The organism is Bdellovibrio bacteriovorus str. Tiberius (assembly GCF_000317895.1).
GTDB classification, from domain to species: domain Bacteria; phylum Bdellovibrionota; class Bdellovibrionia; order Bdellovibrionales; family Bdellovibrionaceae; genus Bdellovibrio; species Bdellovibrio bacteriovorus_F.
The window spans coordinates 546,352-560,579 of record NC_019567.1; the positions used below are offsets into that span (position 1 = coordinate 546,352).

A 14,228-nucleotide genomic window follows, 5' to 3' on the forward strand; every position below is an offset into this window, starting at 1 on the left:
ATATAAGCCGTCATGGCAAAAGAACAAGACGAACTCAAAGAGCGAATTTCAGAACTGGAACATGAACTGGCGGTGAAAGAGGCAGAGCTTCACCGTTACCGCCTTGAGCTTTCCAAGGCCAATGGCGCCCTGGAAAAGATGATTGCCCAGATCAGCCAGGAGCTGAAGCTGGCGCAGGTCATGCAAAAGTTTCTTTCGCCCACTGAACTTCCCAATGTCCAGGGTTTTGAGTTCAGCACCAAATTCCTTCCCGGCACTCGTTCGGGGGGTGACTACTTCGATATCTTTGAACACGAAGACAAACTCAAGTTCGGCATTCTGATTTCCAGTGCCAGCGGTTACTCGCTGTCTTCGGTGTTGTTGTCCGTGATCATTAAAATTTCTTCGCAGATCGAGGCCCGTCGCGGTTTGGAGGCCCACAAAGTGCTGGCGTTGCTGGCCAAGGAAGTTGTGCCGTCCATCCAGAATGAAGACAAAGCCAGCGTGTTCTACGGGATCGTGGATCGCCGCAATTTTGAAATGCAGTACTGCTCTGTCGGGAACATCGACGGCTTCATGCAGGTCTATGGTCAGGACAGTCTGGTGGAGCTTCTGCCGACCGGTCCAAGTCTGGGCAAGGACTTTAACACGGAGCCACAAAGCCGGGTGATCCAGCTCAATCCGCGGGATCGTCTGATTATGGCGACCGAAGGTTTGAAGCTGTCCCAAAATTCCCTGGGGGTGAACTGGGGTGGACACGGGATTTCCGAGGCGATTTCTCGGGCCCCGAAGCAGGGTGTGCATGAGCTGCGCAACGAGATTCTGCTCTCGAATGAGCGATACTCAGGTAAACAGGATCCCGTCCGGGACCAGACACTGATCGTCACCGAAGTTAAAGACAGAGTCATCAAGCTCGCCAGCCGGTAAAGCAGGGTCGTTGGACCGAATGCCGGTGGTTCCGAGAAACTGATTGTTACTATGTTTTCAGTCGCGGGGTTTGTAAGACCTAGGATCGGGAACCGCGTGACAACTTGTGAAAACTCCTGTTAAGTCTACAATGTTTAAAAAAGAAGTATTTGATAAGTCAGAAAGGAAACTACGATGGCTGAAGTAAATATCTATGAAGGCGCCTTGGACAAGGGTTTGGAAGGCGTTGTTGCATGTACGACGAAAGTATCTTTTATCGTCGGTGATTCTCTAAATTTCCGTGGTTACACGATCGATGATCTTGCTGCGAATTCAACTTTTGAGGAAGTAACTTATCTTCTTTGGAACGACAAACTTCCAAATGCTCAAGAGCTGGCGGCATTCTCCACTCAACTTCGCAATGAAATGGCTTTGAGCCCTGATTTCATCAAAGTTTTGAAAGCAATCCCTACCAATGTTCACCCAATGGGTTGGTTGCGTACGGCTGTTTCTTTGATGGCGCACTGGGATTCTGATGCTAACGACAACGGCGCTGAAGCAAACTTGCGCAAGTCTGTTCGTTTGACAGCGAAAATGGGCACTCTTCTTTGCGCATTCGATGCAATCCGCAAGGGTAAAGAGCCTGTGGCTCCTAAAACTGACAAATCCATGGCTTGGAACATGATGTACATGCTGGGCGGCGGAGCTGAGCCAAAAGCTGAGCACGTAAAAGTGATGGACACTTGCTTGATCCTTCACGCTGACCACGAGCTGAACTGCTCTGCGTTCGCAACTCGCGTAACGGCTTCTTCATTGTCTGACCTTCACTCTGCGATCGTGTCTGCGATTGGCGCGTTGAAAGGTCCTTTGCACGGTGGTGCGAACGAACAAGTGATCCTGATGCTGCAAAAAATCGGCAACATGGAAAAAGCCCAACAGTTCGTTAAAGACGCTTTGGCTGCAAAAGAAAAAGTTATGGGTATCGGTCACCGCGTTTACAAAAACGGCGACCCTCGCGCTCGTATCCTGCGCAGCATGTCCGACAAGTTGACTAAAGATGCTGGTATTCACCACATGTACGAAATGTCCACTTTGATCGACGATACCATGTTCAACGAAAAAGGTTTGATGCCGAACGTGGACTTCTACTCTGCAACTGTATACTTCTCTATGGGCATCCCGACAGATTTGTTCACTCCGATCTTCGCGGCTTCCCGTATTTCCGGCTGGTGCGCACACGCTTTCGAGCAGTACGCAAACAACCGTATCTACCGTCCTCGTGGCAAATGGGCAGGCAAAGAGGGTCTGAAATGGACTCCGGCCAACCAACGCTAGGAATTTCGGTTTAAGATCGAATGAAAAAGGGAGCTGCAAAGCTCCCTTTTTTTATTTGTCGGAATGATCAGACAGAATTTTCAGATTTTTATGGATCCAGTCCATTTGATTGGCCACGTTGACATAGGCCGCCCGGCCATAACAGTCATTCGAAGGGATCGGGTCCGCTTTGTATTTGAAAGTGGCGTGGGTGATGCCGATGATCACGGGCTCACCGTTTTCATCCGCCTTCAGCAAGGGTCCGCCGGAATCACCCTGGCAGATGCCGATGCCATTTTTCTGGTTTCCGATCAGATGGGTTTCATTGATCTCAGAAATGATGGTCGGGGTTGAATGCAGGATGCCCCGTTCTTTGACCCGGGCGCCGTCAGACGTTTTGCCATAGCCGATGGCCAGATAGTTGGTTGGTTGTTCCAGAGTTGTTACAGGCTGCAGTCCCAGGATTTTCAGGCGTGTTGGTTTGGGATCGCGGATCTTGATCAGGGCGATGTCATCAGCTCCCAGTTTCGATGTGTCCCGAACAAAGTTTTCGTGTGGGATGATTTTGTCTATGCGAAGGACTTTTCTTTTTTCCTCCAGGGGATTCAAGCCATAGGCAATATCATAAGTGGCGCCTTTTTCATCCACACAGTGGGCGGCAGTCAGAATCACATCTTCAGCAATGAAAGCGCCGGTGCAGATGCCCGAGCTTTTGAAAAGAAAAGATCCTTTGCTCCCGCGTATCATGACGACCCAGTTGGCGCGGGGATCGGTGTTGGTGACACGACGGCCACCGACGATGGCAGAGTCATCATCGTCAGGCAACGAGTGCTCGAACGCGGTCTCTTGTGCAGATGGCGCGCAGGCACTCAGTAAAAATAGAAAACTCAGGAAGCACTTCTTCACAAATTATATCTCGCAGGAATTAAGGGCTTTGGAGTTTTGCGCAGACACCAGTTTTTTGCAAGTGTCTGGGATTGTTTCTTTACGAACTTGCGCAATTTGCAAGGCGCGGTACAGACCTGAGGAATGCACAGCTTCGACACCTTCAACAATTTGAACTTTCAAAGACGGATCTTTTTCTTCAGAAGCGAAGAAGCATCCATAGTTCGATTGTTTTTTAGGCAGAACGTTTTGCAGTTGTGACACAACCTTAGCTGCCAGCACGTCCGAGAAATCTTCATTCAGGAACTGGGTGGATCCCTGCTTGTCTGTCAGGCAGGCTTTCGCGGTTTCAAACTGTTTTGCATGCGCAAACACGTGGTGGGCGAACTCGTGCGCCAGAATGGAAATTCCATAAGTCGGCAGTTTCACAGACATCCAGCTGACCTTGATACCGATAAGTCCCGGGCTGGCAAAATCAGAAATACCCAGGTTTACCAGATCATCACAAAGCATGTCGTTTTCACCCAGGGTCTGCGACAGCAAAGCACCCAGCATCAGTGTTGTGGATGCGTCCATTTTTAGAAGCATCTCCACTTGCAATTTGTCGGTGCGGGCTCTGTCGGTCAGTGATTGAGCCAGGGATTTGGACAGATCATTGATGGACTCAGGCATATAGACGCTGATCTTTTTCACGATTTCATATGCGGGATCCTGAGAGTTCAGGTTTTTCAAAACCTGTTCGCGCACCACTTCCACTTTTTCCTGGAAGGCAGTCACGTCTTTGACTTCCGGATACAGATTGAGCCCTTGGTACATGCGCACTTCGCAGGCTGATTTCAGACCGGGAGCTTCAGCAAGACGCTTTTGCAGGCGGGTTTTCAAATCGGACTTCGCCAGATTGGTGCGGATGGTTTCGGCCTGCAGGGGCAGAGCATCGGCAATAGCCGTCTCTTTCAAGGTCAGTGTGTGCACCAAGCGCACGCTGTAAGAACTTTGAATCAGATCCTTCAGTTCAGTTGCGTCGGCAGTGCCACCGGCTTTCAAGCGGGCGATGACCCCGTGGTCCAGGTCGATAAATCGGAAGCCGATGGCCTTATTTAAAGTCTCCTGCATTTCAAGGACAAGGTTGATTTCGGCACGGGCTGCATCCATCACAGTTTTTTCCGGATGCATTGCCAACAGATAGGCCTGAGGTCCCTGCAGGTGCGCCCGGTCGTTGGCCTTTGCAAAGTCATATTCGCCAATCTTGGCAAAGATCGCTTTTCGGTCAGATTCTGAAATGTCTTTTCCGCTCAGGATATAGATGACTTTGATCAAACGCATTTGCGTTTCGTTCAGTTCTGCATTGGCAAATTCAGATTCTTTCGCCTGCAGTTGATTCAGGGTGGTGGTGTGCAGTTGCACCTTGGCATTGATCACTTCTTTTAAGCGGCCGTCCAGATGTTGCTGGTAATAAGCCTTCTGAGTGTCACTTGGTTGGGCTGCCTTCGCCATCAAATTTGCGTAGGAGATCTCTGTCGACTGAGAGGCGCACAGATCCTGATAACACAGTTGTTCTGAGGTCATTGCGGCTCTTTCCGCCTTTTGTTTTTCAGTCAGGGGAACTGCGGTTTTGGTGGCCTTGGCAGTGCGCACGGGATTGTTGGACTGCTTTTTACATGCAGCCAGATTTACGCTGACGGCAACCAAACCCAGAGTCAGAAGTGATTTTGACCATCTCATTTTGAGACCTCCCAAAAAAGTTCAACAGCTGTAGATCTTTTATGCGATGAACTCGCATTGGATTGCAGCCGGGGAACGATGTTGTTACTGAGAATGATAAGGAGCAAAGTCGGAGCCAGTTTTTTGTGGCAAAACATCCAGTTTGTTTTGTTTTGGAAATCTTCAAGTCCGTCGACCAGACCCAGCCTAACAATGCCGCAAGAACGGAGACAAAATTAATTTAAAAGAAGACATGAGGAGGGGTTATGGAGTTGGTGCGTCTCATGGGTTTCTTGACTGTTCTGAGCCTTGCTTTGAGTGCGAACGCGCAGAATTCAAAGGACTACTTGGTCGTTGTGGACAGAATTCCGGTAAGTGAACTGCGCTGGGTGATGACACAGTCAGGGGATCACGGAGTCAATGCGAAGAGCTACTGGTCGGATTCAATGGAGCAAACTTTTTTGGTGGATCCGTTAAATCCCGCTTTGCGAAATCAGGCGAGTATTAATTATTTGCGCCTGTTGCAGAATGTTTCCACCGGCATCGTCGATCCGGCACTGGTGGGCGTGGATGTGAAACTGACCAAGAAAAAATTCCCGACACCTGTTGAGCTGCAGACAGCTTTGGCTGCCGCCGGGCAAAACCCCAACGTCCTGTTGGAGTCCATGTCTTCACAAATGCCCCAGTATCTGGCATTGCGTGACAGCCTTCGCAAAATGAACAATGCCTGCGTGAATAATCTTTGGCCCGCACTGCCCAAAGTTAAAAAAACTTTGAAGCTGGGTGGCAAAGACCCGATTGTGATTCCACTAAAGATCCGTATCGCTCAACTGGGCTATCCTATGGCCAGCTTTGACAACGTTTATGATGAGCAGATGGTGGCTGCGGTGAATGATATTCAGTGGAACCTGCGGTTTAAACCCGACAGCAAGATTTCTCCGGGAGGAAAAACCTGGAAATATCTGAATGTGTCCTGTCAGGACCGTATGCGACAGATCCGCCTGGATATGGAAAAGCTGCGCTGGTTCCCTCAATACGTGGAAGAACGCTATATCTTTGTGAACCTGGCGATGTCCTATTTCAGTCTGGTCGATAAAAGCGGCGGAGGTTTCTATTCGATGAGCTTCCGCACCATCAACGGCCGGCCTGAAAGAAAATCACCGACCATGAAAGACAAAATCGTTTACATTGTGATCAACCCATTCTGGGTGGTGCCACCGACGATCTTCCGCGAAGACAAGGTTGAAGAGATCAAGAACCTGTGGCCATGGGAAATTCGTCAATACTTTGATTCCCGCCATTATCAGGTCTGGAACAAGTCATTCACCCAAAGAATCGATCCGGCCACTATTGACTGGTACAATATGGATCCCACTCAGGATGCCAATATTTATATCCGTCAAAGCCCGCACCGCATGAATGCGCTGGGTTCACTGAAATTCATGATGACCAATTCCTATGCGATCTATCTGCATGATACGAATCAGCGGGAATTGTTTGCCGAGCCTCATCGACTGCTTAGTTCCGGTTGTGTGCGGGTGGAAAAACCCGTGGATCTGGCAGAATACCTGATGAAGGGAACCGAGTGGGACCGTGCCGCGATCGAACGCTATATGGCAAAACCGGGGGAAGTGCTGGATAAAGACACCAAGGTTCAACTGAAACAGCAGATACCGGTCTATATGGTGTTCCTGACATCGCAGCTGAGTTCTGATGGAATTCTGCGCTTTGCCGAGGACTCTTACAGACAGGGCACCCGTTTGTTAAGACTGGGTGCCTGGTAGTTGGCTGAAAACCTAGCGCCCGGCAGGAATCGTTGTGGTGGTAGTTGAATTGATGATCGGCACCGGTGCCAGGGAACTGGTGCCGGTAGAGTAAATCGGAGTCGGGCCCAGTGAAGTGCTGGAGCTGAGTGTGCCACCCAGATAACTTGTGCCGCCGTACTGGACTTGCTGAATTCGGTACATTAGATTGTACATCTCTTGCTGCAGGGAAGAAACAGTCTGATATTTCTGCACCATCTGTTGCTGGTACTGCTGCTGGTACTGCTGCTGATACTGCATCGCTGTTTGGTATTGTTGCATCTGCATTTGCATCATCTGCTGCTGCAAAGCCATCGACGAAGAATCATATCCCGTCATTGAACCCATCATGGAGCCCATCATCGAGCCATAGCCCATCATGCTCCCAGTGTAAGTTCCCATCATTCCGCCATAACCCGCCATGCCCCCAAGCATTGAACCGTAGCCAGTCATCGAGCCCATCATAGAACCATAGTTACCCATCATGCCGCCGTAGCCGACAAGACCACCAACCATACTGCTCATCATCGATCCCGGGTAAGCACCCATCATCGAGCCGTAGCCGGCCATGGATCCCATCATGTTGCCATAACCACCCATCATGCCGCCCATATTCATCCCATTCATGCCCCACGGGCCCATGCCCGAGGCGTACATTCCGCCACCCATCATGTTGCCCATCATGCCTGCGGGGTATCCGAAAGCTCCACCCATGCCGGCATTTCCGTACATGCCACCCATGCCATAGGCGCCCGTCATGCCCATGGCACCATTCATGTTGCCCGTGCCGTTCATACCACTGCCGCAGCCGAAGCTGCCCTGACCGGTGCCCCCGCTGACGGCGCCGTAAAGACCCGCCATCAGATAGGGGTATCCATAACTTAAAGCCGGGTAAGACTGCGTCGGCCAGCCGGCGTTGGAGTTGTACTCTGCCACCATCTGGTTTTGTTTGTAACCCATATACGAAGCGAACAATCCTGTGCCCACGTTGGCGATCACATTGGCCCAATCTGTTTTCGGAGCGGAGGCCTGGGATCCATTTCCTTGAGCAATACACTCGACACAAACGCCACCCTCGGTGTCCGAGGAAGCAAGGCCGTTGCGGCGGTCTTCCAACGCGTCGGCTTTGGCGTCTTTCAGATCTTGTTTCAGGTTGGTGATCTGGCCTTCCATGCGTTCGATTTCACGTTGCAGTTTTTCGGACTGGGAATACTGCTTGCGATAATCAGACAGCCCTTTTTTGCAAGTGGTGGCATCACTGCCACGGCCGCCGTCAGTTTCACGGTACTTTGAATTAGAGCAAACTGAACCGCTGACAGAACCCGCTTTGCCACGGTCACAGTACTGTTTCCATTCTGCGGTGGAAAAACCATACACTGGAATCATGTCGGCGTTGGGTGCTGCGGCTTCGCCACCTTCTTCACCCTGGGCAACAAATTCCCCGGATTGCTCCTGCAGGCCTTTGTATTCTTCGCAGCGGCGTGAATTTTCCATGTGTTCAAAGATGAAATCGGCATAGTCGCTGGAAATGGATTTTTCCACATCGGTGCGGGTCCGTTGCAGGGTGCGGTCGATCTTTTTCTTTTCCGCTTTTTTGGTTTTCAGCTGTTGCTGGGCTTCTTGCAGTTCCGCCTGAATTTCTTTGGTGCCGTCGTCGATGCTGGTGGCACCGTTGCCGGCGCGCATTCCGGTTGAGCAGCTTTGCATGCCGCCGTACATTCCAGTGCCCCACATTGAAGTTTGTGCCGTGGCCATCACCGGTCCGAGAAGTAAAATTGTCAGAAGAATTTTTTGTAACATGGTCCCGCCTTATTTACACATTCAGGATAGCGGGCAAGTATTGAGCGATTGTGGAGTTAGGACCTCACGGTTTAAAGTGAGATCCTGTGGAGGGCGGGGATTTAGACGGCTTTTTCCAGGCGATAACCCTGGCCATAAACGGAATTGATTTTCACCATGGTGACACCGTTTTTGGTCAGCTTGGAACGGATGTGACTGATATGGGAATCCACGGTGCGATCATAGATTTCCTCGCCTGAAGCCAGGCGTTCAATCAGCTGTTCGCGGGTCACAATTGTTTCCGGGTGTTCAAAGAACGTCGTCAGAATTTCAAATTCACGGCGATTCAGATTGATCAGCGCCTCACCGTTTTTTAGCACCTGCTGATTTTTGATCAGAGTCAGGCCGGCAAAGCGAACCAGATCCAAAGTGGCCTTGTTGTCAGCCAGCTGGTTGCGGATGCGGGCGATCAGTTCGCGTTGGCTAAAAGGTTTGCGAACATAATCGTTGGCACCCTGGTCAAAGCCCTGAACAACACTTTCTTCGTCAGTGCGTGCGGTCAGGAAAATCACGGGATTTTTCTGGTCTTGGGTGCGCAGCCAGTTGCAGAACTCCATCCCGCTGCCGTCAGGAAGGTTGATATCCAGCAGAAACAAATCGGCTTTGCATTCCGCGCTTTGGCGTTTGGCATCAGCAAGGGTTTGCACCCACTCTACTTTATAGTTTTCAAGTTCCAACTGCAGTTGGACGGCTTTGCCAATTACTGGGTCATCTTCAAGCAGAAAAATAGTGCTCATATAGTCTCCAGCCTACCATAGGCTACGTGGTTATCTCAGGTCTTATTCTTACTGGCGAGTATTGAGCAATTGTGGAAGCTGGGCCAATGTCCCGGTTTGGAACGGGGACCCGGGGTGTTGAAGCTGGTCAAAGCCTTTGGGTTCAGGCATGATTTCCCAGAGTTTTTCAGTAAATGTAAGGAGACCTCATGGCTTCAGTTTTCACCAAAATTATCAACGGCGAATTTCCCTGCTACAAAATCTATGAGGACGACAGCATCCTGTCCTTCCTGGCGCTGGATCAGGTCAATTTGGGACATACGCTGGTGATCAGCAAAGAAGAAATCAATCATTGGACAGAAGTGCCGCCAGAAACCTACGCTCATCTTCACAAAGTATCCCAGAAAATCGGTAAAGCTATTTTGAAGGCGTCTGGTTCTCCGCGGGTGGGTCAGATTGTCGCGGGCTTTGAAGTTCCGCACTATCACCTGCACCTGATCCCGGCATGGTCTATTCCGGATCTGGATTTCAAACGCGCTCAGCGCCGTTCCGATGCTGAGATGAAGCAGATCCAGGCAGAAATCATCAAACACCTGGAAGCGATGAAATAAAAACGGAGGCCCTATGAATCCCTGGCATGATTTGAGTCCCGGAAAAAAAGCTCCGGAAGTGGTGACCGCGCTGATTGAAATTCCCGCGGGATCCAAAACCAAGTTTGAGCTGGATAAGGTTTCAGGCCTTCTGAAAGTGGACCGTGTGCTTTACAGCTCGGTTCACTATCCCGCCAACTACGGCTTTATTCCGCGCACTTATTGTGGCGACCATGACCCGCTGGACATTCTGGTGTTGGGTCAGGCGCAAGTTTATCCGCTCAGTATCATGCGGGCCCGTCCGGTGGGTTGCATGCGCATGCTGGATCAGGGCGAGATGGACGACAAGGTCATTGCGGTTCACGAAGATGATCCCGAGATGGCGCACATCCATTCCATCAAGGACCTGGCTCCGCACCAGTTGAAAGAAATCCGCAACTTCTTTGAAATCTACAAGGGTCTTGAAAACAAAAAGGTCGAAGTCGAAGGCTTCCACGATCTGCCGGAAACCCTGAAGATCATTAACGAGGCTTTTGATCTGTACAAACAAGAGCGCACCAATTTGTTGAAACAATCCGAAAGTCATCATGATTAAAGAAACCGCCCATGACATCGTTGCTGGTGGCATCTACCAGCATTATTCCGGAAAGCAGTATCGTGTGATCGGCGTGGGTCGGCACAGCGAAAGCCTGGATGAGATGGTGTTTTACGAATCTTTGTACAACAACTCGGTCGGACGTCTGTGGTGCCGGCCTTTACCGATGTGGAATGAAACCGTTGAAGTCGACGGGCAGAAGGTGCCGCGCTTTAAATTCCTGTTCAAGTAACGAGGTTGATCATGTCTGAAGCCCACTGGAAGCTAACAAGTATCCCTGTGATTCAAGGCCCGATGGCGGGTGGGTACACGACAGCCGAACTGGTTTCAGCCGTCAGCAATATCGGGGGCTTGGGTTCTATCGGGGCCGGATACATGTCGCCGGATTCTTTGCGGTCACTTATTAAAAAAGTAAAATCACTGACGGCAAATCCATTCGCAGTAAACCTGTTTATTCCGACATCGCCGGTTATGGATCAAGCGCAGCTGGAAAGAATGAAAAAGCATCTGTTACCATACTACCGACTGGTGGGAATGGATTCAGTGCCGGAACTTTCCTATGACCCGGATCTTTTTCAAAAGCAATTTTCCGTTGTGCTGGAAGAAAAAGTCCCCGCATTCAGCTTTACGTTCGGATGCCTGAAGCCTGCTGAAATGGCGGCCCTGAAAGCGCAAAATGTTTTTGTCATGGGCACTGCCACCAGTATGGAAGAAGCTTTGTATCTGCAAGAGCAGGGGTGTGATGCCATTGTTGCCCAGGGGCTTGAAGCCGGAGGACACCGCGGCTCTTTCCTGGAGGGAAAGTTCCCGTTGTTGCCGGCAAAACAACTGGTACTGGAAATGGCGCCAAAGTTGAACATCCCGGTCATCGCTGCCGGGGGCATCGTGACCAGGGCCGATATGCATACCATGCTTTCCAGCGGAGCAAATGCGGTCCAGATCGGAACGGCTTTTCTGGTTTGTCAGGAAAGTGGAGCTTCCCGGGAATACCGCGAGCTTCTGTTAAAAGGAAAACCCGAGGACACAGAACTGATTAAAGTTTTCAGCGGACGGTGGGCCCGGGGATTGAGCAATCGATTCTCAAGCGAGATGAAGGTTCACGAAGCTGACACGCCCGATTATCCGATTCAACACTGGTTGACGGCGGCACTTAGAAAGAAAGCTCAGGAAAGTGGTCATACCGAACTTCAGTCCCTGTGGGCGGGTCAGGGTTTGGGGGCTTTGCGGGCCTGTGCTGTGGCCGAATATATGGCCACATTAACCCGGTAGAATTTTCAAATTATTCAGGAGTTTCCGCCACCTAGGGTGGTCTTATCATTAAGTTTTCAGTTGGCGTTCAAGGCCTTCTCACTTATCCCTAAATAAGGTGGGGGGTCTTTACAGTTTCCGGGGGCAGGCCTACAAACGGGCCTCACTGGAGATCTTGATAAATGAAATGGGCCCTTGCACTTATTTTTGCCATGTCTTCTGCTGCCCAGGCACAGGAGAAAACCACGACCACAACCACGACTGTGATTCAAAGCACGTCGACCACCGAGAACACGCCAAAGATTGAAACCAAGGCGGAAGAAGCTCCGGTACTGACTCAAGTGGCGACTGTCACTGAAGTCAAAAAAGAATACCCGCAATTTGAATTCACTTCTTACGGTTATATCTCTTTCAGCCAAGCAGAGACATTCAAAACTGTTCAGAACCTTGATCCGATCGTTCGTCGTTCCATGGATTTGGCAGAGTTCGCGTTTGAAGGTGAATATAAACTGACTGACAGCTCCAAAATTGAATTCGAAGTTGAAATCGAACACGGTGGTGTCGGTACGACGATCGAATTCGACCCCTTCGAAGAGTTCGGTGAATTCGAACAGGAAATCGAAAAGGGCGGTGAAGTTGTTCTTCATGAAATCTACTACAAAAAGGATTTCAAAAAAACAGACACGGCAGTTCGCATCGGTAAGTTCCCCTTGTTCATCTCTTTGGGTTCTGTTCTGACCAAACCACACAAGTATCCAACCATCCTGGCTTCTGATCTTGAAGGTCGCATGATGCCACTGGGCTGGACGGAAACCGGTGTGGGTCTTGAACAGAAAATCAAATACGGATTCACGGCACGCGCGGCATTGGTGAACGGTTTGAACTCTGAGTTCTTCCGTACCTATTCCTGGGTTGGGGGCGGTTACCAGCGTCACTTCGAAAGCATGAACGCCGACAATCTGGCGACTGTTTTCAGTCTTGAGTGGGGCAATATCTCCAAGGGCACAGGCATCGCCTATGCCCAGTACGCGGGTGACAGCACTGACAACCGCTACAAGGTCGACAAACTGAAAGTTCCGGCTGAAGTTCGTATCACCACGGTGATGGGTAACTACAAATGGAAAGGCATCGGTATCGCGGCTGAGTACATCGAAGGTTCTTTGGACAATTCAGACAAAGTTTCTGCGGCCAACGCCACTTTGGGCGGTCTGGCGAAACCAAAGGCGTTTGCGCCATTGGGTCACAAGGCAAAACTTGAATCCGTGCAGCTTTCCTATGATTGGGAAACTCCGGGCCTGGTGTTCTTCCTGAAAGCAGAGCACGTGAACACTTTTGCTGATGTTCAGGGCAGCATCGTTAAAAATCCACGTTACGATGTCAGTCGCCGTTCTGGTGGTTTCATGTGGATGTGGGATACAGCGGCCTTCATGAAGGTGCAGTATGCCCGCGACAAAACCGAACTGGAAGGTTTGCCTGAAACCTACCAGGCCAACGTGGCCTTCGGTTTCGATCTGTCCGCTTTTGAAAAGTAATTTAATTTTTTATTAACAACCAAGGAGACTTAAAATGAAAGCTCTTAAAATGATGTTGGCAGCAGTAGCGTTCGCAGGTGCGACGGCTCAAGCTGCAACAAACAAAGAAATCATCAATCACGTTTCTTACAATGTGATTCTTGCGACTTACAACGACCTGGCGGCTAAAACTGCGGAATTATCTGCAGCAGTTGACGCTTTGGCAGCTAACACCAATCAGGAAAATCTGGATAAAGCTCAAGCCGCTTGGCGTGCAGCTCGTATCCCTTGGGAAAGCTCTGAATCTTTCCTGTTCGGTCCAGTTGATTCTTTGGGTATTGACCCCTTGCTGGACACTTGGCCTTTGAACAAGCTGGACTTGGACTCTGTTATGTCCTCCAACCGCAAGATCACAGTTGATCTGGTTCGTGCATTGGGTACCAACCTTCAGGGTTTCCACACTTTGGAATATCTGTTGTTCGGTGACGGCAAAGTTACCAACACAAAACCAGCAGCTTCTTTGACTGCGAAACAGCTTGAGTACTTGAAAGCATCTGCTCAATTGCTGGCAGAACACACTGCTGAACTGGCTCACGCCTGGACTACAAACTATGACCCAGAAAACCCAGCTGCTCCAGGTTACGTAAAAGTGATCAGCACTCCGGGCTTGAATAATGAATTCTATTCTTCTGAAAGAGCCGTAATGGAAGAATTCGTTCAAGGCATGATGGGTATCGTTGACGAAGTTGCCAACGGTAAAATGTCTGACCCAATGGGCGCGGACATCGGTTCTGCCAATATGGCGTTGGTTGAATCTCCATTTGCATGGAACTCTTTGAAAGACTTCCAGCACAACATCCGTTCCGTTTACAGCATCTACACTGGCCATTACAAAAACTCCAAAGGCCCAGGCGTAAAAGCTTTGGTTGAAAAAGTTGACGCGTCTTTGGCTGCTCGTGTTGAAGCTGACATCCTGAACTGCATGGCTTTGATTGAAGCAATCCGCCCGGCAAACGGTGGTGACTTCGGTCAGGCTATCTTCACTAAAGACGGCCGTGCTCGCACTCAGACTGCGATTGATGCTCTGAATGCCCTTCACGCAACACTAGAGTCTGAAGTTCTTCCGACTCTGGACATGTAAT

General features: G+C 50.1%; 13 protein-coding genes. 9 read left to right on the forward strand and 4 right to left on the reverse strand.

Features of this window, described 5'->3' with window-relative positions:
* Positions 1-12 precede the first annotated feature (12 nt).
* Positions 13-906, forward strand: coding sequence for a PP2C family protein-serine/threonine phosphatase (locus BDT_RS02705; RefSeq protein ID WP_015089726.1), 894 nt, complete (start codon positions 13-15; stop codon positions 904-906).
* 174 nt (positions 907-1,080) lie between these two features.
* A complete protein-coding gene (locus BDT_RS02710) occupies positions 1,081-2,220 on the forward strand; it encodes a citrate synthase (protein WP_015089727.1) in 1,140 nt (379 codons plus the stop codon).
* A gap of 51 nt (positions 2,221-2,271) precedes the next feature.
* Here BDT_RS02710 and BDT_RS02715 read toward each other — a convergent pair whose 3' ends face one another.
* Together BDT_RS02715 and BDT_RS02720 are read right to left on the reverse strand one after the other, a co-directional pair.
* On the reverse strand, positions 2,272-3,105 hold the full coding sequence (locus BDT_RS02715; protein ID WP_015089728.1) for a S1 family peptidase: 834 nt from the start codon (positions 3,103-3,105) through the stop codon (positions 2,272-2,274).
* 3 nt (positions 3,106-3,108) lie between these two features.
* On the reverse strand, positions 3,109-4,806 hold the full coding sequence (locus BDT_RS02720; RefSeq protein ID WP_015089729.1) for a hypothetical protein: 1,698 nt from the start codon (positions 4,804-4,806) through the stop codon (positions 3,109-3,111).
* A gap of 245 nt (positions 4,807-5,051) precedes the next feature.
* Here BDT_RS02720 and BDT_RS02725 point away from each other — a divergent pair, with 245 nt between their 5' ends.
* A complete protein-coding gene (locus BDT_RS02725; RefSeq protein WP_041576911.1) occupies positions 5,052-6,569 on the forward strand; it encodes a L,D-transpeptidase family protein in 1,518 nt (505 codons plus the stop codon).
* A 12-nt stretch (positions 6,570-6,581) separates the two neighbouring features.
* Here BDT_RS02725 and BDT_RS02730 read toward each other — a convergent pair whose 3' ends face one another.
* Positions 6,582-8,387 (reverse strand): hypothetical protein, encoded by a 1,806-nt coding sequence (locus tag BDT_RS02730; protein ID WP_015089731.1) that lies wholly within the window; start codon positions 8,385-8,387, stop codon positions 6,582-6,584.
* A gap of 101 nt (positions 8,388-8,488) precedes the next feature.
* Positions 8,489-9,163 carry a response regulator transcription factor gene (locus tag BDT_RS02735; protein ID WP_015089732.1) on the reverse strand — a complete coding sequence of 225 codons (675 nt, stop codon included), beginning with the start codon at positions 9,161-9,163 and terminating at the stop codon, positions 8,489-8,491.
* Positions 9,164-9,351: 188 nt separating this feature from the next.
* Between BDT_RS02735 and BDT_RS02740 the strand changes: the two genes are divergently transcribed.
* From BDT_RS02740 to BDT_RS02765, 6 genes are all read left to right on the forward strand, one after another.
* The gene (locus BDT_RS02740) at positions 9,352-9,753 is read left to right on the forward strand and encodes an HIT family protein (RefSeq protein WP_015089733.1); all 402 of its coding nucleotides are present in this window, start codon (positions 9,352-9,354) and stop codon (positions 9,751-9,753) included.
* Between the two features lie 13 nt (positions 9,754-9,766).
* Positions 9,767-10,327, forward strand: a complete 561-nt coding sequence (locus BDT_RS02745) for an inorganic diphosphatase (RefSeq protein ID WP_015089734.1) — start codon at positions 9,767-9,769, stop codon at positions 10,325-10,327.
* On the forward strand, positions 10,320-10,559 hold the full coding sequence (locus BDT_RS02750; protein ID WP_015089735.1) for a DUF1653 domain-containing protein: 240 nt from the start codon (positions 10,320-10,322) through the stop codon (positions 10,557-10,559). Before BDT_RS02745 ends, BDT_RS02750 begins: the two co-directional genes overlap by 8 nt.
* Positions 10,560-10,570: 11 nt before the next feature.
* Positions 10,571-11,596 carry an NAD(P)H-dependent flavin oxidoreductase gene (locus BDT_RS02755; RefSeq protein ID WP_015089736.1) on the forward strand — a complete coding sequence of 342 codons (1,026 nt, stop codon included), beginning with the start codon at positions 10,571-10,573 and terminating at the stop codon, positions 11,594-11,596.
* Between the two features lie 161 nt (positions 11,597-11,757).
* The gene (locus BDT_RS02760) at positions 11,758-13,107 is read left to right on the forward strand and encodes a hypothetical protein (RefSeq protein ID WP_015089737.1); all 1,350 of its coding nucleotides are present in this window, start codon (positions 11,758-11,760) and stop codon (positions 13,105-13,107) included.
* 34 nt (positions 13,108-13,141) lie between these two features.
* Positions 13,142-14,227, forward strand: a complete 1,086-nt coding sequence (locus BDT_RS02765; protein ID WP_015089738.1) for an imelysin family protein — start codon at positions 13,142-13,144, stop codon at positions 14,225-14,227.
* Position 14,228 lies beyond the last annotated feature (1 nt).

What these genes read in the sequence shown, in the direction of transcription:
- BDT_RS02705 (WP_015089726.1), top strand. Translation starts at nt 13, where the DNA reads ATGGCAAAAGAACAAGACGAACTCAAAGAGCGAATTTCAGAACTGGAA.
- BDT_RS02710 (WP_015089727.1), top strand. Translation starts at nt 1,081, where the DNA reads ATGGCTGAAGTAAATATCTATGAAGGCGCCTTGGACAAGGGTTTGGAA.
- BDT_RS02720 (WP_015089729.1), bottom strand. Translation starts at nt 4,806, where the DNA reads ATGAGATGGTCAAAATCACTTCTGACTCTGGGTTTGGTTGCCGTCAGC.
- BDT_RS02725 (WP_041576911.1), top strand. Translation starts at nt 5,052, where the DNA reads ATGGAGTTGGTGCGTCTCATGGGTTTCTTGACTGTTCTGAGCCTTGCT.
- BDT_RS02730 (WP_015089731.1), bottom strand. Translation starts at nt 8,387, where the DNA reads ATGTTACAAAAAATTCTTCTGACAATTTTACTTCTCGGACCGGTGATG.
- BDT_RS02735 (WP_015089732.1), bottom strand. Translation starts at nt 9,163, where the DNA reads ATGAGCACTATTTTTCTGCTTGAAGATGACCCAGTAATTGGCAAAGCC.
- BDT_RS02740 (WP_015089733.1), top strand. Translation starts at nt 9,352, where the DNA reads ATGGCTTCAGTTTTCACCAAAATTATCAACGGCGAATTTCCCTGCTAC.
- BDT_RS02745 (WP_015089734.1), top strand. Translation starts at nt 9,767, where the DNA reads ATGAATCCCTGGCATGATTTGAGTCCCGGAAAAAAAGCTCCGGAAGTG.
- BDT_RS02750 (WP_015089735.1), top strand. Translation starts at nt 10,320, where the DNA reads ATGATTAAAGAAACCGCCCATGACATCGTTGCTGGTGGCATCTACCAG.
- BDT_RS02755 (WP_015089736.1), top strand. Translation starts at nt 10,571, where the DNA reads ATGTCTGAAGCCCACTGGAAGCTAACAAGTATCCCTGTGATTCAAGGC.
- BDT_RS02760 (WP_015089737.1), top strand. Translation starts at nt 11,758, where the DNA reads ATGAAATGGGCCCTTGCACTTATTTTTGCCATGTCTTCTGCTGCCCAG.
- BDT_RS02765 (WP_015089738.1), top strand. Translation starts at nt 13,142, where the DNA reads ATGAAAGCTCTTAAAATGATGTTGGCAGCAGTAGCGTTCGCAGGTGCG.